The following is a 19,423-nucleotide window of genomic DNA, read 5'->3' as shown; positions in this document are numbered from 1 at the left end:
GAGTCTCGCCGAAGCCGCGAACCGCATCGGTCAGGTGGTCGACCTGATCAACGACATCGCCGAGCAGACCAACCTTCTGGCACTCAATGCGACGATCGAGGCCGCCCGCGCCGGCGAAGCCGGCAAGGGCTTTGCCGTCGTCGCCGCCGAGGTCAAGAACCTGGCCAACCAGACCGCCAAGGCGACCGGCGAGATCGGCCAGCAGATCGCGGCGATCCAGGCATCGACGGGCGATGCCGTCACCGCCATCGGCGGCATCACCGAAACGATCCGCACCATCAACGAGATCGCCACCGGCGTCGCCGCCTCGGTCGAGGAGCAAAGCGCTGCCACCGGGGAAATCGCTCACAGCGCCCAGGACGCCGCCACCGCCACCGGCGAGGTCACCGGCAATGTCGGAAAAGCCACAGCCGCCGCCGGCGACACCGGACAGGCCGCCGGCGAGGCCCTGTCCGCCGCCGAACAACTTGCGATGCAGGCCGATACCCTGCGCAATCAGGTCGATTCCTTCCTGGTCGACATACGCAACGGCTAGCCCTGCCGCCGACAGCGGCTGCCGCCGGTCCGGGTTCGCGCACCGGGCAAGACTGGTCATGGAACGGACGCAGCGTTAATGTATGGTCCGGTTGCTTAAGTCAGCAATCGGCGCCCCTGACCGGCTTCCAGCGTCCGCGCCCAACGTCTGCTTTCCTGCCCGCATCCAGCCAATGAGCACGGTTACGAATGTCGACTTCCCGTTTACGTGTCATCCCGCTCCCCTTCGGCGCCGGCTTCGCCATCAAATGCGCGTGCCTGGTGCTGGGATTTGCCCTGCTGGCCTTCCTCTCCACCGGCAACCCGGCCATGGCCCAATTGGGAATTGGGACCGGCACCACAGGGTCGGGTTCGGCGGACTCAAGCCCGGCGGATTCCGCCGGGAACGAGCCTTCGGCGGAGCGCGAAAGGCTCCAGTCACTGCTCGAAACGCTTCAGGACCAGGGCGCGCGCGACGAACTGGTCGAGCAGATAAGAACGTTGCTGGAGGTCACCGAACCTGAAGAACCGGCGGCGCTGCCATTTTTGCCGCAAGCGGAATCCCTTGGCACTCAAGGTCTGACCTATCTTTCGGATCAACTCGGTCAGGTTGGCAATTATGCGGCTGCAGTCGGCGAGGCAATCGCCGATCTCGCGCAGATCTATGAATGGGCGACAACACAGATCGCCGATCAGAGAACCGTCGATCGCTGGATCGACGTGGCGATCTCCCTGGCCATCGTTCTCGGAGCGGCGGTTGCGGTCCGGCTCATCGCCACACGCCTGATCCGCCCGGCCCGGCGGGTTGCCGACGACGGGCTGCAACGGACGCTCACTGCGAAGCTGGGTCTGGTCGCGGTGGCCGGAATGCTGGATCTTATCCCCCTCATTGCCTTCGTTGTAACGGCTTACCTGGCGCTCAGCCTTATCGATCCGGCCGCCCAGATCCGGCTCGTCGCATTGGCAGCGATCAATGCTTCGGCAATTACCGGCCTCGTCGCGGTGGTCACGCGCATGTTCCTGACGCCCCGGCGCCCTCACCTGCGGCCGATCCCGCTTGCCGACGACTCCGCCATTTATCTCTTTGGCTGGATTCGGCGGATCGTCTTTACCGCGGTTTACGGTTATTTCGTTGCAGAGGCCGGACGGGCGCTGGGTATGCCCCTGGCCGTGCGGGATGGACTGCTGGTTGCGGTCGGCGCTGTCATCGCGATCATGTTGATCATCCTCGTCTTGCAGAACAGAGCAACCGTCGCGAGAAGCATCCGCGGCCCTGCCCCCGTCAGGCAAATCCGGCGCGGGCGTGAGCGCCAGTCAACAATGGTCGTGCTCCAGCGCCGTCTTGCCGATATCTGGCACATGGTTGCCATCCTCTACATCATCGTCAATTTCTCCATCTTTGCGCTGGATGTTGACGGCGGCTTCGTTTTTATGCTGCGCGGAACGCTGTTGACCGCAGTGACGATTGCCCTGGCGCGGCTGGCGTTCTGGGGCCTTGATCTGGCGCTCAGGCAGCTTCTACGGAAAAAGATCGATCTGGCCACCTCGTTCCCAGCCCTGGAGAAACGGCTGAGCTTCTATGTAACGCTCGTCAACAGGGCGGGCAAAGGGCTGATCCTGCTCGTCACGGCAATGGCGCTCCTCGAAATCTGGTTGCTCGGCGGATTCAGCTGGATGTCGACCGATTTCGGCCAGGGTGCCCTGTCATCGATACTGTCGATCGTCGTGATCCTGTCGCTGGCGGCGATCGCCTGGGAAGTCGTCAGTAATGGGGTCGAACGCCGGCTGGCGGAGAAGGACGCCGAGGGCAACACGATCGAGCCCACCGGGCGCACGCGCACGCTGTTGCCACTGTTGCGCAACGCCTTCATGATCACGTTGCTGACCGTGGTCGTCCTGATCGTCCTGTCGGAAATCGGCGTTAATATTGCACCGTTGCTGGCCGGTGCCGGCGTCATCGGCCTGGCTATCGGCTTCGGAGCGCAGGCCCTTGTCCGCGACGTCATCACGGGTCTCTTCATCCTGTTCGAAGACTGGTTCAATGTCGGTGACGTCGTCGATATCGGCGGCAAGTCCGGTGTGGTCGAAGGCCTGACCATCCGCACGGTCCGTCTCCGGGACCTGAGCGGCAACGTCCACATGATACAGTTCGGCGATGTCACGACGGCAACCAACATGACAAAGGAATTCTCGTTCGCCGTCATCGATATCGGCGTCGCGTACCGCGAGAACACGGACGAAGTGGTCGGCTACCTGTCGGAAATTGCCGCCGCGCTGCAAGAAGACGAAACATACGGTCCGTTCATTCTTGAACCGCTGGAAGTCCTCGGCGTCGAAAACTTCGCCGATTCCGCCGTAACCATCCGGGTCCGGTTCAAGACAGCACCCATCAAGCAATGGTGGATCGCCCGCGAATTCAGACGCCGGGTCAAGCTCCGGTTCGACGAACTCGGCATCGAAATACCTTATCCACATACGACGCTGTATTTCGGCGAAGGCAAGGATGGAAAGGCACCACCCGGCCGGCTGACCCTGGAGCGGGCCGGGCGGCAGTCGACTCCGCAGTCGTCTGGCGGTGCAACGGCGGCCGATACCACACCTGCTGATCTCCCTGCTCCACATGTTTCGGGCCCCAACGCTCCAGACCGGGGCGCAGCGACAGCGGACACGGCGAAGCCCCAAACGGCGGCTACCCAGGATTTCGAGCCGATGCTGGACGAGATCGAAAAGGAGCAGGAACAGGAAAAGGCGGACCAGGACAAGGGACGCGGAAGCGGCAGCGCCCGATCGTAACCGTCAGTCGCCTTCCACTTCCTCGATATCGGGCGCGTCGATGATCCGATAGGCAATGCCGGCGCCGAACCCATGGCGCGCCATGGCACGCAGATCGCGTTCGCGGTAGCGAGCCCTGTCTTCCGCGTGCCGATAAGGCCCGAGCTTTTTTCGAGCCGCAAGTCGAAGCGCAGCGGCCCGATCGGGATCGATCTCGCCGCGTTCGGCAATGGCGCTGTCGAAAGCGGCTTTGGCCGTATCGGGTCCGATACCCTTGGCCGCGAGGCGGGCCAGAATTCGCCGGCCGCTTTCCCCCCGCTCCAGCCGGCTCCGGGCAAGAGCCTGGGCGAAAGTCTGATCGTCGATCAGCCCGACCCTGACAAAGTCGTCCAGAATCGGCTCGATCCATTCCACAGCTTCTTCCGAGCGGGGATCGCCCGACGCCTCGGCGCGGCGAATGCGGCGCTGCAAAAAGCGCCTGACGGCCGCGCGGGATGCCGCGTAGCGTTCGACGTACCACAGGGCCGACGCCCGCAGACGCTCCGGTGTCAGCAGCGCCGGTACGCGGCGCTGCCCCCCCTTGGCTGCCCTGCCTGGCGCCGTCGCATTATCCTTTGCGTCCGTCAAATCGTCCCCGCATTGCAGGAATGCCGTATCGGCGCTATTGTCCCGCTCCCGTCGCGACACTACGTAGCTCCTCATGACAAAAACATCGTCCACACAACTGCAGCGGATCGGCCGCGTCAACTGGGTTGGCCTGCAGACCTTGTATCTGAAGGAAGTCCAGCGCTTCCTCAAGGTCTTCACCCAGACAGTCGCCGCGCCGGTGATCACAACGCTGCTATTCTATACGGTATTTGCCCTGGCTCTCGGCGGTATCGTTCGCCGCGCGGGAGATGTTCCGTTCCTGCATTTCATAGCACCCGGACTGGTGATGATGTCGATGCTGCAGAACGCGTTCGCCAACACGTCATCCAGTGTGCTGATTGCGAAGGTGCAGGGCAACATCGTCGATATCCTCATGCCGCCGTTGTCTCCGCTTGAATTGGCGCTCGGCTGGGTCGGTGGCGGCGTCACCCGGGGATTGATCGTTGGTACCGCAGCCTTGATTGCAATCGCGATTTTTGTACCCACCGGCATCCACAATGTCGCATTCATTGCCTTCTACGCCCTGATGGCGAGCATGATGCTGTCGCTGGTTGGTGTCATCGGCGGCATCTGGGCCGACAAATTCGACCACATCGCCGCCATCACCAATTTCGTCGTCACCCCGTTGGCATTTCTGTCGGGCACCTTTTATTCCATCGAACGTTTGCCCGATACCTGGCAGTGGGTTGCCCACATGAATCCGTTTTTCTACATGATCGACGGGTTCCGCTATGGCTTTATCGGACATGCCGACAGCAATCTCGCGATCGGTGTTCTGCTCGTGGCCGCCATTAATGGCGCGCTTTGGTGGCTGGTTCTTCGCATGCTGAAAACCGGTTACAAGCTGAAAGCCTGACGCTTGGCGTCCACCGCAATGGGCGTTCGCATTTGAAACCTGATGCCAGTTGGATCTTCGACCATGGTAGCCACGACCGCCCGCGGTACAGAGGGCCCGCTCGACCGTGACGACACACGGCCGCTGATCCTCCGGGGCCCACGCCCGCCGGGCAAGCTCGGTCCGGTGCATTGGCGCGGCATCGCGGCGCTGCTGCACCGTCATCTGAGAACCTTCTTCAAATTCTGGCTGATGACGATCGTCGGTCCCGGCCTTGCTATCCTCCTCTATCTGACGATATTCGTCCTTGCGCTCGGACCCGCTCGTCAACTTGACGAAGGCGCGGCTCTGCTCCCGTTTCTGGGGCCGGGACTGGTGATGCTGGCGCTGATGCAGCGTGCTGCGGAAACATCGACATATTCGATGATGCTCGCCAAGATCGAGGGCTCGATTTCCGACATTCTGATGTCTCCTCTGTCGCCTGGCGAGTTGACGGCGGGCTACGGCCTGTCCGGCATGATTTGCGGCTTGCTGGGGGCAGCGCCCGTGGCTCTCGTCATTCTGCCGCTGACTGGCGCCGGTATCGCGTCTCCTTTCGCCGCCCTGGCTGTCGCGGCGCTGGGGGCACTTGCATTGGCGCTGGTCGGAACACTCGTCGGCATGTGGGCAAAGAAGTGGGATCAGGTGGCGGCTATTTTCGCCTTCATCGTCGTGCCTCTGGCGTTCCTGTCGGGCGTTTTCGCGCCGGTTACAGCCCTGCCGGGCTGGCTGGCCACTGCCATGGTGTTCAACCCGATCTTTCACATCATTCACGGCTTCCGCGAGGCGGCAACGACGGGGATGACGCCGGATGTGGTCTCTGCATTGCTCGTACTGTCTGCTGTGAATGTCGCGCTGACCATATTTTTGTATTCATTATTCCGGACTGGTTGGTCGTTGCGGAACTGAGGCCAACAGCAACTGTTACCTGTTGCAGGATTCATGCGTTGAATCGACAGGAAGGGCTTGCGCACCAGCGCTTCATTCCTATAGCGTTTCGATAGATGGACCGTCGTTCCACATGGCGGAACAGCACGACCGCCGACGCGGTAATACGTAAAAGCCCCGGATTAGCGGGGATGACCAAATCAGGGAGGACGCACGCAAGCGGGCGTCTGTAAGCGATGCAAGCAGCGATCGACTATTTTTATCGATTTCTGGAATTCCTGCTGGTCCTGCTTCTGTCGGGTATGGTCGTGATGGTGTTCGGTAATGTCGTTCTCCGCTACGGCTTCAATACAGGCATCAATGTTTCCGAAGAGATGTCGCGGTATTTCTTCGTCTGGCTGACATTCATCGGCGCTGTCGTGACGTTCCGCGAGAATTCCCATATGGGCGTCGAAACTCTTGTACGGGTATTCGGACGGCGGGGCCGTATGGTCTGCATGTTCCTGACGAATGTTCTCATTCTGGGCTGCGCGATTGCGCTGTTCTGGGGCACCTGGCGGCAGTCAGGCATCAACGCTTCGATGCACGCAGCGGTCGTCGGCATATCGATGATCTGGGTGTTCGGAATCACGTTCTTCACCGCAATCGGCATCAGCCTCATCGCACTGGTCCGCATCTTCAAGATTGTCACCAACACGATCGATGATCGTGAGATCGCCGCTTTTGCGGGCGAGTATTCGGACTTGCCGGCACCCGCCAAAGACCCAACGCCCGCCAAAGACCCAACGGACGAATCGCAGACCGAAAGCCGCCGGGAGCACGGTCTATGACCATCGTCGTTTTCCTGGCATCGCTGATCGGCGCGCTCGCCATCGGTGTCCCGGTCGCGTTTGCGCTCATATTCTCGGGCATCATGCTGATGACCCATATGGGCATATTCGACACACAGATCATTGCCCAGCGAATGGTCTCCGGCGCCAACACGTTCACGCTCCTGGCGATCCCGTTCTTTCTGCTCGCAGGCGAACTGATGAACGCCGGCGGCCTCTCGAAACGGATCGTCAATTTCGCCATCGCCTGCGTCGGCCATATTCGCGGCGGCCTGGGCGTCGTCGCCGTCGTCGCAGCGGTGATCATGGCCAGTTTGTCGGGGTCGGCCGCAGCCGACACCGCCGCCCTCGCCTCCATCCTGATTCCGATGATGCGGGACGCCGGTTATAACGTTCCGCGAGCGGCGGGACTGATGGCCTCGGGCGGCATTATCGCGCCCGTCATTCCGCCGTCGATCGCCTTCATCATCTTCGGCGTTGCCGCGAATGTTTCCATCACGGGCTTGTTCATGGGCGGCATCGTGCCGGGCCTGATGATGGCAATCACTCTGGTCATTACCTGGATGATCGTTGCCCGCAAGGAAAAGGTCGCGAAGCTGCCAAAGCAATCGGGTGCCCAACGGCTGCGCGCGACCGGGCGGGCGGGCTGGGCCCTTCTGATGCCGGTAATCATTCTGGGTGGAATTCGCTTCGGCGTATTCACGCCGACCGAAGCCGCCGTCGTTGCCGCGGTCTATGCTCTGTTTGTTGGAATGTTCATCTACCGGGAACTGAAAATTGCCGATCTCTATCAGGTATTGGTCAATGCATCGAAGACCACTTCGGTAGTGCTTTTCCTGGTGGCAGCAGCTCTGGTTTCGTCCTGGCTGATCACCAGCGCCAACATACCCGCCGAAATTCGCGGGCTGATCGAACCATTGATTGACCGGCCGAAACTGCTCATGGCCGTGATCATGGCGCTGGTGCTCATGATCGGGATGGCTCTGGACCTGGCGCCGACGATCCTGATCATGACGCCTGTACTGATGCCCATCATCCGGGAAGCCGGGATCGATCCGGTCTATTTCGGCGTGATGTTCGTGATGAACACCTGCATCGGGCTGATAACACCGCCGGTCGGAATTGTGCTGAACGTCGTCAGCGGTGTTTCCAGGGTTCCGCTGGGTCAGGTGATCGTGGGCATTGCCCCGTTCCTGTTCGCGCAGGTCGTCTTGCTGTTTCTGTTCATTATGTTTCCAGAGATCATCACCGTGCCGCTTGCCTACCTCAGATAACGGGCAAGTCCGCGGGATGTGGAAGTGAACCTACAACCAACGTCCAATGGGAGGACCAAATGAACAAGGTGATATTTTCCACGATGACAGCCGCACTGGCGCTTGCGGTTGCAGGGCCAGCCATTGCCGACATCCAGGATCGCAATTTCCGGGTCTCCAACGGCGTCAATGAAGACCACCCGGTCGGCGACGGAATCGAGGCCATGAACGAGTGCCTGGCCGAACAATCCGACGGGCAGATGGAGTTGACGGCGTTCTGGGGCAGCGCACTGGGCGATGACCTGGAAGCCACCCAGGCTCTTCGATCCGGAACGCAGGAAATGGTCGTTACCTCGACATCGCCGATCGTGGCCATCGAGCCTGCGCTCGGCGTCTTCGACCTGCCCTTCCTTTTCGCCAATGCCGAAGAAGCCGACGCCATTCTCGACGGCGAGTTCGGTGACTTCATGAATGAGAAGCTCGAAGAAAGCGGGCTGGTCAATCTGGCATGGTGGGAGAACGGATTCCGAAACCTGACCAATTCGCAACGCCCGGTCGAGCGTTGGGAAGATTTCGAGGGGATGCGCGTCCGCGTGATGCAGAACAATATCTTCCTCGACACATTCGAGAACATGGGCGCGAACGCGACGCCCATGGCATTCGGCGAAGTGTTCACGGCACTGGAAACCGGTGCAATCGACGCACAGGAAAATCCGTTCGTCACCATCGACACGTCGCAGTTCTACGAAGTCCAGGACTATCTCTCCGTGACCCGGCATGCTTATACGCCGTTCATGCTCCTGTTCTCCAAGCCGATCTGGGACACGCTGTCCTCGACCGAACAGGAAATCCTGAGAGATTGCGCCATTGTCGGACGTGATGTCCAACGCTCGGTGAGCCGTGAACTGTCGGACGAATCCCGGGCAAAGCTTGAAGAAGTCGGCATGGAAATCAACGAGCTGTCGGCCGAAGAGCAAGCGCGTATGCGTGAGCGGGCGCAGCCGGTCTACGAACGCCACGCCGATAGCATCGGGCAGGATGTCATTGACCGGATGATGAGTGCTCTGGAAGAAATCCGTTCCGAGTAAGCAGCCGAGAGGGCCCGGATTTTCACCGAGAATCCGGGCCATTCTCAAATCCCGCTGCATCCAGTATATGTATTTTCTCTATATATTCTCGCAAAAGATGCATGCTATCGTGTCGACGATTCAATGATCGGCGGAGACGATGGCGGCACCGGCGAGCAACCCTCATGACAGCCTGTTCCGGGCGCTGCTGGACGATCCCGGCCGGGCGGCGGTTGTCGTGCGGGAATTTCTGCCGCCCGCAATCGCATCATTGATCACGCCTGAGCCGCCGCGGCTCATCGACGGCAGCTTCATCGACGAGACGCTGGCCGACAGCCAGAGCGACCGGCTGTTCGAGGTAACGCTGACCAGCGGCGGGACGGCCTTCGTCTATGTGTTGATGGAGCACAAAAGCAGCCTCGACGCCCGCACACCATTGCAGCTGCTGAGCTATATGGTGCGGATCTGGGACCGCTTCGCCGGGAGCAGGCGCGACCGGCTGCGCGCCCTGCCGCCGATCCTCCCGATCGTCGTCTATCACGGCCGGCGTCGCTGGACCGTGGCGGACACGCTGCTCGACTGCGTGGATACGGGGGGCAACAGCGCCATCGCCGACTATGTGCGGGCGTTGCGCTATGAAGTTCACGATCTGGGGCGCCGAGAAGACGACCGGCTTTCGGCCTCACCGGAGGTGGCAGCGGTGTGGCTGGCGCTGAAATATGTCAGTCACAGTAACGCGCCGCCCGAAGCGATCATCCGCGTCATGGCCCGTCTGAGTGACGGCACCCTTCTGGCGCAGCAGATTGTGCGTTATATTCTGGATCGTCAGCAATGGATCGATGCCGACCACTGGAAGCAGTTCGCAGCCGAAGCCAAACCGGGCATGGAGGACAGTATGGTATCACTGGCGGCGCAGGAATGGCTGAAACAGGGCAAGGCCGAGGGAATGGCCGAAGGAATGACCAAGGGAATGGCTGAGGGTAGAGCTGAAGGTCTGAGGTCAGCGCGCAGGGATGATTTGCTGGACATTCTCGAAGCACGATTTGGACTCGTCGATCAGTCGTTCCGTGAACGGATCAATGCAATGTCGGCGGACGAGCTCCGCCCGCTGCTTCGTCGGGCCGCCACCGCATCGAGCATTGCAGACGTCCTCGACGGGGTTTCCTCCCACTGAGAGTGCAGTTCCAGATCGGATACGTAGGCCGCTTGAATACCGGCCCTATCCGGCAATCCGCTGCTCGCGGTATCCCAATGCCGCGCTGATCCGCTTGGCCGACTCCATCAGCATCATGACCTGCCGGTTCACAGATTGTTTTGGCACCTGTGTCAGCGTTCCAGAGATACTGATCGATGCGATAACCTCGCCCCGATGGTCGCGTATCGGCGCTGCTACGCACCGAATGCCGATTTCATTCTCCTGATCATCCACGGCAAAGCCCTGCTGGCGAACATCGGCAATCTCCCGCCGCAGGCGCTCCGGATCCACGATCGTATTGGCCGTGCGCGCCGCAAGACCGTGGTCAACGAGAGCCGTGAAGACGTCATCACCGGAATGTGCCAAGAGCACCTTTCCAATCGACGAACTGTGCAGACTTGCGCGCTGGCCGACCCCCGATGCCAGCCGGATCGACTGGTCGCTTTCCACTTTCTCGATATAGACGGCATGAATACCGTCCCTAATACCCATGTGAACCGTAGCCGCCGCCTGACGCACCAACTCACGCAGGAGCGGCAATGCCTTGGACTCCATATTGAGGCCGGAACGATACTGGGCACCGAGAACCAGCACCTTGGAGCCGAGTTCGTATTTATGAGTCGACTCGTCGAGAATCACCAGGCCGTGATGCCGCAGAGCGTTCAACAGTCGGTGGACGGTGGGCTTACTGAACCCCGATAATTCGACAATATCGGTCAAACGTAGAGGGCGGCGCCCGTTCTCGCCAACAAGCGTCAGCAACATCAGGGCTTTGTCGATAGCCGTGATCTTTTCCGGCGATGAATCGCTGGACATACGCCACCCTCTTCGCGATCAACGTGGCGCCCGACCCGAGCGGTCCGGCTTTCGCGTTACGCCCCGTACGCCACGACCTCCTGGCGCTGTTCGCCCAGCCCGTCGATGCCAAGCGTCACGACATTGCCCGGTTTCAGGAACACCTGCGGCTTGCATCCCATGCCGACGCCTGGCGGCGTGCCGGTGGAAATCACATCGCCCGGCTGCAGGCTCATGAAGTTGCTAATATAACTGACAAGCTTGGCGATGCCGAAAATCATCGTTCGCGAACTGCCGTTCTGGTACCGATGGCCATCGACTTCCAGCCACATACCGAGGTTCAGGGGATCGGGAACCTCGTCGGGCGTGACCAGCCAGGGGCCGATCGGGCCAAAGGTATCCGCGCTTTTCCCCTTCGTCCATTGGCCGCCGCGCTCGGCCTGGAACTCGCGTTCGGACACGTCATTGATTACGCAATATCCGCCGACATAGTCGAGTGCGTCGCGTTCATCAACGTAGCGGGCTTCCCGACCGATCACGACGCCCAGTTCGACTTCCCAGTCGGTCTTCTTGCTGTCGCGCGGAATGATGATCCGGTCGTTGGGCCCCGTGATGGCGCTGGTCGCCTTCATGAACAGGATCGGTTCCTGCGGCACGGCCATACCGCTTTCCTCGGCGTGGTCGGCATAATTCAACCCAATGCAGATGAACTTGCCCACGCCGGAAACGCACGGCCCGAGGCGGCCTGGATTGGCTACAGCCGGCAGCGTCGACGGATCGATCGACCCAAGGCGCACAAGTGTGCCGTCCGCCAGTGCGGTGCCACTGATATCGCCCACCTGGGCAGAAAGATCGCGCACCGTACCGCCGGCATCCAGAAGGCCGGGCTTTTCATGACCCTGTGGGCCATAGCGAAGGAATTTCATGGAAGGACTCTCCAATTCGTCGTCATTATCATTGCCGATTTCAGATGAGCGAAACTGACCGGTTACAGACTCCAGCCCCCGTCGATGATCGAGATGGTCCCGGTCGTAAAGGCCGATTCGTCGCTCGCAAGATACACCGCGAGCGCCGCAATTTCTTCGGCCGTGCCGAGACGCCCCATCGGCTGTCTGGCAATAAACGCCTTGCGTGCCGTTTCCACATCGCCCTGTGCGGCGATCCGCTCGTCAAGCGACGGTGACTGCACCGTCCCCGGGCAAATCGCGTTGCAGCGGATGCCTCTGGTGATGAAATCGGCGGCCATGGCCTTGGTCAGGCCGATCACCGCTGCCTTGCTGGTCCCATAGATGAAACGGTTCGGCGCGCCCTTGATGCTGCTGGCGGCCGAGGACATGTTCACGATCGACCCGCCGCCCCCATCCAGCATCGCCGGCAGAAAAGCACGGATCATCCGGTACATGGATTTGACATTCAGATCCATCGAGAAGTCGTAGTCGTTCTCGTCACAATCCATGATAGTGCCGTGATGGACGAAACCGGCACAGTTGAAAAGAGCATCGACCTTGCCGATTTCGCGGGCCGCCTCGTTGACCGAATCATTGCTTCGGACGTCCAGAACGCGCGTGGAAATTCCAGCGGTGCCTTCGAGCGACCTGAGCTTGCCGGCGTCGATATCCGTTGCAATGACCTCTGCGCCCTCACGCGCAAAGGCGAGAGCCGCCGCGTGGCCGATTCCCTGACCGCAAGCCGTGGCGAGGACCCGCTTACCCTTCAAACGATCCGTCATGATTGCCGACCCTCCCGAAAACCCGTGTTGATCTTTTTTTGGCGAATGGAGACAATAGAACCAGTTTGGTCCACAATATGAAACCTTGTTCCATATTATGAGTATCACCGGGTAAGCTTATCCTTCAAGGCAAAAGCCGTTAAGGCAGGTTGGGGAGGACGCAATGAAAGTGGAGCCATGGCGGAATCGTTCAAAATTCTGACGCCCGATGCCCAGTACGATGATGGTGGTCTGGTCGAAAAGGAAGTGGCCGGCGGCGGCGCGACGCTGGAAATCTATCGTGAACGGGTCGGTGCCGCCATTCCGGAAGAAAGCTGGCGCCAATGCGACGGCTTGCTGGTATGGCACGAGCGGCCGATCGATGCTGCGATCATCGCGAAGCTCGACCACTGCCGGATCATCGTCCGGGCCGGTGTCGGCTTCGACCATCTGGACATCGATGCGGCCGCCGAAGCCGGCATTCCGGTCTGCAATACGCCCGACTATGGGACCAGTGAAGTCGCCGACCACGCCATCGCCATGATGCTTGCCCTTTCCCGCGGGCTGATTCCGTTTCATCGCAATATGATCGAAGATCCTGTCGGCGGTTTCGATTTCTCGCGCGCTCCGACCGTTCGCAGAATCCGCGGCCGTCGGCTCGGCATCGTCGGTCTGGGGCGGATCGGTCTTGCGACGGCACTGCGGGCAAAGGCTTTCGGGCTGTCGATCGTTGCTTACGACCCGTACCAGCCGCGCGGCATGGAGATCGCCGCCGGCGTCGACCGCGTCGACACGCTCGAAAATCTGCTTGCCGAGAGCGACATCGTGAGCTTGCACGCACCCTTGACAGCGGAAACGCGCGGGATCATCGATGCAAAGGCTTTGGCCGCCATGCGGTCCGATGCCATCCTGATCAACACGGCGCGTGGCGCTCTGGTCGATATCGACGCGCTGTACGACGCCTTGACGGCGGCGAAGATCGGCGGCGCAGCCCTCGACGTCTTGCCGCAGGAGCCGCCCGATCCGGCGAGCCCGCTGATCAGGGGGTGTTCCGAAGGCGATCCGGCGCTTCGCGACCGCGTGATCCTCTCGCCGCACGCCGCCTGGTCCAGCCCGGAAAGCAGGCGGGACGCAAGGCGCCTCAGTATGGAAACGATGATGCTCTATCTTCGTGATGGCATCCTTAGAAACGGCGTCAACCTGGACCGAATGGCCCAGCGCCGCTGAAAGCAGCCGACAACCGGGCCGATGGCCGCGAAACACGCTTCGGGAGGAAGCACTATGTCAGAAAAGAAACCGGGATCCGGGTCACAGGGTCGCCGCCTTCGCAGTCAGGACTGGTTCATGGATCCGTCCAATCCGGGCATGTCGGCGCTCTATCTCGAACGCTATCTGAACTATGGACTGACGAAGGAAGAACTCACCTCCGGGCGGCCGATCATCGGCATCGCCCAGACCGGCAGCGACCTTTCGCCTTGCAACCGGCATCACATGCAGTTGGCCGACCGGGTCCGCGACGGCGTGCGTGACGGCGGCGGCGTCGTCATCGAATTTCCGATTCACCCGATTCAGGAAACCGGCAAACGGCCGACTGCGGCGCTGGACCGCAATCTTGCCTATCTCAGCCTGGTCGAAGTGCTTTACGGCTATCCCATCGACGGTGTTGTCCTGACGACCGGCTGCGACAAGACCACGCCGGCCTGCCTGATGGCGGCGGCGACCATCGATATCCCGGCCATCGTCCTGTCTGGCGGGCCGATGCTGGACGGCAATTTCAAGGGCCAGAAAGTCGGATCCGGAACCGTCGTCTGGCACGCCCGCGAACTGCTGGCGGCCGGCGAAATCGAATTCGACGAATTCATGGATATGGTGGCAGCATCCGCCCCCAGTGCGGGCCACTGCAACACCATGGGCACCGCGTCGACCATGAACTCGCTGGCCGAGGCGATGGGTATGTCCCTGCCCGGTTGCGCCGCCATTCCGGCGCCCTATCGCGAGCGCCAGCAGATGGCTTATCGCACCGGCAAGCGGGCGGTCGAGATCGTGTTCGAGGATCTGAAGCCGTCAAAGATCCTGACCAAACAGGCATTCGAGAACGCCATTGTCGTGAATTCCGCCATCGGCGGATCGACCAATGCCCCGCCGCATATCGCCGCCATCGCCCGGCATGTGGGCGTCGAGATCACCAACGACGACTGGCAGCGCGTCGGTTACGACATTCCGCTCCTCGTCAATTGCCAGCCGGTGGGCGAACATCTGGCCGAGAGTTATCATCAGGCCGGCGGCGTTCCGGCCGTCATGCACGAGCTGCTGAAGGCGGGTAAGCTGCATGCCGACGCCCTGACGATCAACGGCCGGACAGCGGGCGAGAACGTTCGCGATGCCGAAGTCGTGGACCGCGACGTCATTCGTTCATATGACAAGCCGCTCAAGGAAAAAGCCGGCCTGATGCACATGACCGGCAACCTGTTCGACAGTGCCATCATGAAGGCGTCGGCCGTCAGCCCCGAGTTCCGCAAACGTTATCTTTCCGATCCCGGCAACGAAGGCGTGTTCGAAGGCAAAGCGGTCGTCTTCGAGGGTCCGGAGGACTATCACGACCGGATCAACGACCCCTCGCTCGACATCGACGAGAAGACGGTGCTGTTCATCCGCAATTGCGGCCCCATCGGCTATCCCGGTTCGGCGGAAGTCGTGAACATGCTGCCGCCGGATTCGCTGGTGAAGATGGGCGTCACCCAGCTTCCCTGCATCGGCGACGGGCGGCAGTCGGGAACCTCCGGCAGTCCGTCGGTGTTGAACGCATCGCCGGAATCAGTGGTCGGCGGCGGCCTCGCCCTGCTGAAGACGGGCGACAAGGTTCGCATCGACATGAACGCCCATCGGGTCGACATGCTGATCGACGCCAAGGAAATCGAGCAGCGGCGCGCGGCGTGGACACCGCCGGACCTCGTCAACCAGACGCCATGGCAGGAAATCTATCGCGAACATGTGGGCCATCTTTCTGAGGGCGGCTGTATGGAGAATGCGGTGAAATATGTGCGCATCGTCGAAACGCACGGCACGCCGCGCCACTCGCACTGATCGACCTCACGGCTTGCAACGCTAACCGCGCCGCCTGCGGGCGGCGCCCCCACCCGCACGGGATGGAAATGAATGACTGACACTGCATCCGGGCCGGGCGGGCGGGCGGGCCGCCCGTTGGACGGCATCTCATTGGCCGACGCGCGTATTTCCGCCGTCGGTGAGTGTATGATGGAGTTGTCGGATACCGGCGACGGTGTCATGCGCCGGGCATACGGGGGCGATACGCTGAACACGGCACTTTATATGGCGCGTCTGGGTGCTCAGACCCGTTACGTGACGGCGCTCGGCGACGATCCGTACAGCGATGAAATGATCGCCGGCTGGGAGGCCGAGGGGATTGGCACCGACCGTGTCTTTCGCGACGCCGGGCAGGTTCCCGGACTTTATGTCATCCGCACCGACCCGACCGGCGAACGCCAATTCCTTTATTGGCGGTCGCAGGCACCGGCCCGGACACTGTTTCAGAGCGGGCGGGCAGAGCAGACAGCGGCTGCCCTGGCCGAATCCGATATCGTCTATCTTTCGGGCATTTCCTTGTCGCTCTATGGTGCCGATGGGCGCGAACGGCTGTTCGCCGCCCTGGATGCCGCGCGCAAGCGGGGAACGCGCATCGCGTTCGATGCCAACTACCGACCGAAGAACTGGGAGTCGACCGACGACGCGGCGGCCGCATTCGCGCGTATGGAAGCGTTGACCGATGTCGCCCTGTCCGGCGTCGACGATGAGGCGCAACTGACCGGCCAGACCGTATCGGCGGAAGATATGGCCCAACGGCTCTGGGCCCAGGGCGCCCGGGAAATCGTCGTCAAGCGGGGAGCCGAAGGCGCGTTCGTGATGGACGCCGACGGAGCAACCACGGTACCGGCGACACCGGTCGACCGGGTCGTCGACACGACGGCCGCCGGGGACAGCTTCAACGCCGGCTATCTCGCGGCACGGCTGACAGGTCAGGCGCCGGCAGCGGCGGCCGCCACCGGCGGGCGTCTGGCGGCGGTCGTGATCGGCCATCGCGGTGCGGTCATTCCGCGTGAAGCCATGGCGGATGGACAATTTTCACTCAGCGCGGGAGGGGCGGCATGACCGGCCAGACACCTACGATCGAGACGGTGATGACGACAGCCCCGGTCATTCCGGTAGTGACGGTGACCGACGCCGAAACCGCCGTTCCATTGGCGGCAGCGCTGGTTCGCGGCGGCCTGCCGGTGATCGAGATCACCTTGCGGACGCCTGCGGGCATCGAAGCGATCAGGCGCATCAGCCGCGAAGTCCCCGACGCCATCGTCGGCGCCGGTACGGTGCTGAACGCCCGCGATGTGGTCGCCGCACGGGAAGCAGGGGCCGCCTTCGGCGTCAGCCCGGGACTGACATCGGCATTGATCGCCGCACTGGCCGACCACGGCGATGACGGCGGCCGGCGCTGGCCGTTTCTGCCCGGCATCGCAACCGCTTCGGAGGCCATGGCCGCCATGGAAGCCGGTTACGACCGCGTCAAGCTGTTTCCGGCAACGGTCACTGGCGGCACGGCACTGATCAAGGCGCTTTCCGCGCCCTTCCCCCAGCTTCGCTTCTGTCCCACCGGCGGCATCACGGCCGAAACCGCCGGGTCATTCCTGAACCTGCCCGCCGTCGCCTGTGTCGGCGGTTCATGGCTGACGCCAAAGGACGCCGTCGAAGCTGGCGACTGGCAACGGGTCGAGGACCTGGCCAGGACGGCCGCCGCTCTGGCCTGATCGAAGCGGACGGTACTGCGCCCGGATCACACCCGCTCGATCACCATGGCGATGCCCTGGCCGACGCCGACGCAAAGGGATACCAGGGCATAGCGGCCGCCGGTGCGCTGAAGATGGCGCGCCGTGGTCAGGGCCAGGCGGGCACCTGACGCGCCGAGCGGATGACCGACGGCGATCGCGCCGCCATTGGGATTGACGCGGGCGTCGTCGCCCGGCAGCCCGAACAGCTTCAGGCATCCCAGAACCTGGGCAGCGAAGGCCTCGTTGATCTCGATGATGTCCATGTCGGCCAGCGTCAGGCCGGCCCGTTCCAGGGCCTTCTGACCCGCCGGAACCGGGCCCAGCCCCATAACGCGCGGCGCGACCCCGGCCACGGCGGCCGACACCATGCGCACCAGCGGCGCGTGGCCGATGCGGTCGCCCAGATCGCGCCCGCCGATGACCAGTGCGGCGGCACCGTCGTTGACGCCCGACGCATTCCCAGCAGTGACCGTGCCGCCCTCGAACAGCGGCTTCAGTCCGGCCAGTTTGTCGGCGGTCGATGAGGGACGGGGATGCTCGTCGGCCTTGACCTCCGTCGTCTCGCCCTTCCGTCCCGACTTGACCGTCACGGGCATGATCTCGTCGTCGAACACGCCCGATGCCAGTGCCGCCGCATAGCGTTCCTGCGACCAGGCGGCAAAGGCATCGCTTTCCTCGCGCCCGATGCCGTGGTCGCCGGCGACGTTGTCGGCCGTCTGCGGCATGGTATCGTCACCATATTGCGCCGTCAGGGCCTTGTTGGGAAACCGCGACCCGATGGTGCTGTCGTACATCTGGGTCGACCGGCTGAACGCGGTTTCCGCCTTGGGGATCACCAGCGGCGCCCGGCTCATGCTTTCGACACCGCCCGCGATCAGGATGTCGCCATGGCCGCAGGAAACGGCGCGGGCAGCATCGATCACGGCCGCCAGACCGCTGCCGCACAAACGGTTCGCCGTCTGGCCGGGAACCGATTCCGGCAGCCCCGACAACAAGGCCGCATGGCGGGCGACGTTGCGGCTGTCCTCGCCGGCCTGGGTGGCACAGCCAAGGACGACATCATCGACGCTGTCGCCGGCAAGGCCATAGCGCGACACCACCTCGCGGATCGTGGCCGCGGCCAGGTCGTCCGGGCGAACCGAGGAAAGGGCGCCGCCGTAACGGCCAAAGGGGGTGCGCACACCGCCATAGATGAATGCGTCGTTCATGATCCTGCTACCTTGCGTTCTGTATGGCCGCTTCATTCGCCCTTGTAGGCCGGCCGGCGTTTCTCGACGAATGCCGCCATGCCCTCTTTCTGATCCGCGCTGGCGAACAGCATCTGCATTGCCTTGCGTTCCAGCGCCAACGCCGTGTCGAGCGGGGCATCCTGACCGGCGAGCACGACTTCCTTGATCTGCTCCACGGCGATCGGCGGCATTCCGGCTATTGTTTTCGCCATGGCGATGGCGGTTGTCTCGACCGCGTCATCCTCCACCATCTCGCTGACCAGCCCCATCGACAGCGCCTCCTCGGCGCCGACCGGCTTGCCCGTCAGCAGCATCTTCATCGCCTTGTATTTACCGACCGCGCGCAACAGCCGCTGGGTGCCACCCGCGCCCGGCATGATGCCGACCCTGATCTCGGGCTGGCCGAATTGGGCGCCCTGTCCGGCAATGATGATGTCGGCATGCATCGCCAGTTCGCAGCCGCCGCCCAGCGCATAGCCCCGGACAGCGGCGATTACCGGACGCGGATAGGCCGCGATGGCCCGCCACAGCCGTTCGGCATGGCGCTGGTATTGCTCCACGACGCCGAGATCCTTCATTTCGGCGATATCGGCCCCGGCGGCGAACGCCTTTTCCGACCCCGCCAGCACGACGGCCTTGACCGACGGATCGTCGGCCAGCGCGGTGAAGCGTTCAGCCAGCGCACGCCGCACCTCCATATTCAGGGCGTTCAGCACGTCCGGACGGTTGAGCCTGATGACGGCGACACCCTCTTCCGGGCGTTCTTCGACAATTACTGATTTGTCTGGCACTGACATGGCGTGTTTCGGTTCC

The 19,423-nt window shown here is 62.3% G+C and carries 18 protein-coding genes; 12 read left to right on the top strand and 6 right to left on the bottom strand.

What is annotated here, in order from left to right:
- A partial coding sequence (locus tag ABZ728_RS15835; RefSeq protein ID WP_366657193.1) for a methyl-accepting chemotaxis protein occupies positions 1-535 on the top strand: 535 nt, incomplete at its 5' end.
- Positions 536-723: 188 nt separating this feature from the next.
- A complete protein-coding gene (locus tag ABZ728_RS15830) occupies positions 724-3,306 on the top strand; it encodes a mechanosensitive ion channel domain-containing protein (RefSeq protein WP_366657192.1) in 2,583 nt (860 codons plus the stop codon).
- A 3-nt stretch (positions 3,307-3,309) separates the two neighbouring features.
- Here the strand turns inward: ABZ728_RS15830 and ABZ728_RS15825 are convergent, their stop codons facing one another.
- The gene (locus ABZ728_RS15825; protein ID WP_366657191.1) at positions 3,310-3,987 is read right to left on the bottom strand and encodes a RecX family transcriptional regulator; all 678 of its coding nucleotides are present in this window, start codon (positions 3,985-3,987) and stop codon (positions 3,310-3,312) included.
- On the opposite strand from ABZ728_RS15825, the gene ABZ728_RS15820 reads away from it, so the two are divergent.
- From ABZ728_RS15820 to ABZ728_RS15795, 6 genes are all read left to right on the top strand, one after another.
- A complete protein-coding gene (locus tag ABZ728_RS15820) occupies positions 3,986-4,789 on the top strand; it encodes an ABC transporter permease (RefSeq protein ID WP_366657190.1) in 804 nt (267 codons plus the stop codon). The genes ABZ728_RS15825 and ABZ728_RS15820 overlap by 2 nt on opposite strands.
- Before the next feature lie 63 nt (positions 4,790-4,852).
- Positions 4,853-5,716, top strand: coding sequence for an ABC transporter permease (locus tag ABZ728_RS15815; RefSeq protein WP_366657189.1), 864 nt, complete (start codon positions 4,853-4,855; stop codon positions 5,714-5,716).
- 215 nt (positions 5,717-5,931) lie between these two features.
- On the top strand, positions 5,932-6,525 hold the full coding sequence (locus tag ABZ728_RS15810; RefSeq protein WP_366657188.1) for a TRAP transporter small permease: 594 nt from the start codon (positions 5,932-5,934) through the stop codon (positions 6,523-6,525).
- Entirely contained in the window at positions 6,522-7,799 is a 1,278-nt protein-coding gene (locus ABZ728_RS15805; protein WP_366657187.1) for a TRAP transporter large permease subunit, read from the top strand. Before ABZ728_RS15810 ends, ABZ728_RS15805 begins: the two co-directional genes overlap by 4 nt.
- A gap of 59 nt (positions 7,800-7,858) precedes the next feature.
- A complete protein-coding gene (locus ABZ728_RS15800; protein WP_366657186.1) occupies positions 7,859-8,866 on the top strand; it encodes a TRAP transporter substrate-binding protein in 1,008 nt (335 codons plus the stop codon).
- A gap of 139 nt (positions 8,867-9,005) precedes the next feature.
- The gene (locus tag ABZ728_RS15795; protein WP_366657185.1) at positions 9,006-10,019 is read left to right on the top strand and encodes an Rpn family recombination-promoting nuclease/putative transposase; all 1,014 of its coding nucleotides are present in this window, start codon (positions 9,006-9,008) and stop codon (positions 10,017-10,019) included.
- Between the two features lie 45 nt (positions 10,020-10,064).
- Here the strand turns inward: ABZ728_RS15795 and ABZ728_RS15790 are convergent, their stop codons facing one another.
- From ABZ728_RS15790 to ABZ728_RS15780, 3 genes are all read right to left on the bottom strand, one after another.
- Positions 10,065-10,856, bottom strand: a complete 792-nt coding sequence (locus ABZ728_RS15790; RefSeq protein WP_366657184.1) for an IclR family transcriptional regulator — start codon at positions 10,854-10,856, stop codon at positions 10,065-10,067.
- 56 nt (positions 10,857-10,912) lie between these two features.
- Entirely contained in the window at positions 10,913-11,761 is an 849-nt protein-coding gene (locus tag ABZ728_RS15785) for a fumarylacetoacetate hydrolase family protein (protein WP_366657183.1), read from the bottom strand.
- A gap of 62 nt (positions 11,762-11,823) precedes the next feature.
- Entirely contained in the window at positions 11,824-12,564 is a 741-nt protein-coding gene (locus ABZ728_RS15780) for an SDR family oxidoreductase (protein WP_366657182.1), read from the bottom strand.
- 177 nt (positions 12,565-12,741) lie between these two features.
- Between ABZ728_RS15780 and ABZ728_RS15775 the strand changes: the two genes are divergently transcribed.
- The 4 genes from ABZ728_RS15775 to eda all read left to right on the top strand — a co-directional run bounded on the left by ABZ728_RS15775 (position 12,742) and on the right by eda (position 17,360).
- Positions 12,742-13,770, top strand: coding sequence for a C-terminal binding protein (locus ABZ728_RS15775; protein ID WP_366657181.1), 1,029 nt, complete (start codon positions 12,742-12,744; stop codon positions 13,768-13,770).
- Positions 13,771-13,824: 54 nt separating this feature from the next.
- Positions 13,825-15,627 (top strand): IlvD/Edd family dehydratase, encoded by a 1,803-nt coding sequence (locus tag ABZ728_RS15770; protein WP_366657180.1) that lies wholly within the window; start codon positions 13,825-13,827, stop codon positions 15,625-15,627.
- Positions 15,628-15,699: 72 nt separating this feature from the next.
- Positions 15,700-16,710: a sugar kinase gene (locus tag ABZ728_RS15765; RefSeq protein WP_366657179.1), complete on the top strand. Its 1,011-nt coding sequence runs from the start codon at positions 15,700-15,702 to the stop codon at positions 16,708-16,710.
- On the top strand, positions 16,707-17,360 hold the full coding sequence (eda, locus tag ABZ728_RS15760; RefSeq protein ID WP_366657178.1) for a bifunctional 4-hydroxy-2-oxoglutarate aldolase/2-dehydro-3-deoxy-phosphogluconate aldolase: 654 nt from the start codon (positions 16,707-16,709) through the stop codon (positions 17,358-17,360). Before ABZ728_RS15765 ends, eda begins: the two co-directional genes overlap by 4 nt.
- 26 nt (positions 17,361-17,386) lie before the next feature.
- Here the strand turns inward: eda and ABZ728_RS15755 are convergent, their stop codons facing one another.
- Both ABZ728_RS15755 and ABZ728_RS15750 read right to left on the bottom strand, forming a co-directional pair.
- A complete protein-coding gene (locus ABZ728_RS15755) occupies positions 17,387-18,589 on the bottom strand; it encodes a 3-oxoadipyl-CoA thiolase (RefSeq protein ID WP_366657177.1) in 1,203 nt (400 codons plus the stop codon).
- Between the two features lie 32 nt (positions 18,590-18,621).
- Positions 18,622-19,407 carry an enoyl-CoA hydratase gene (locus ABZ728_RS15750; protein ID WP_366657176.1) on the bottom strand — a complete coding sequence of 262 codons (786 nt, stop codon included), beginning with the start codon at positions 19,405-19,407 and terminating at the stop codon, positions 18,622-18,624.
- Positions 19,408-19,423 lie beyond the last annotated feature (16 nt).

The sequence above is a fragment of the Fodinicurvata sp. EGI_FJ10296 genome (genome assembly GCF_040712075.1).
Classification (GTDB): domain Bacteria; phylum Pseudomonadota; class Alphaproteobacteria; order DSM-16000; family Inquilinaceae; genus JBFCVL01.
This window is presented reverse-complemented; position numbering and strand designations above follow the sequence as displayed.